At 49.0% G+C, this 341-nt stretch carries 1 protein-coding gene; it reads right to left on the reverse strand.

The genetic code is table 11. The features are described 5' to 3' along the window. The coding region (locus EHQ17_RS19860) for a hypothetical protein (RefSeq protein ID WP_167882484.1) at positions 1 to 341 on the reverse strand (341 nt) is incomplete at both ends.

The raw sequence follows: 341 nt of genomic DNA on the forward strand, positions 1-341 counted from the left end.
ACGTCTCGTTGTAAAAAGGAGATTCTTCTGCAAAGTTACCCTTCTCATCCTGTCTACGAGTCACGGCGTATCCCAAACCTTCCAACACTCGCAACATCATACCGTTATTCGTATTCGACATCGCATTCGCACGGTCACGAGCTCCCTGCTCCATCTGAGAAATCAACTGTGGGTTGTTCGTAAACGTAAAACCTACGCTGTTGCTAAAACCGCCCCTCTGGTCATAGCTCAGGGTCGTTCCAGCTCCGATACCGATTCCACCTCCTGTATATACGCTACTCATCGTATACGAAGCTCCGTAACCTTTGATCGCATCGTGTCTCAGTTCAACAGGTCCAACG

The sequence above is a fragment of the Leptospira gomenensis genome, from assembly GCF_004770155.1.
In the GTDB taxonomy this organism is placed as follows: domain Bacteria; phylum Spirochaetota; class Leptospiria; order Leptospirales; family Leptospiraceae; genus Leptospira; species Leptospira gomenensis.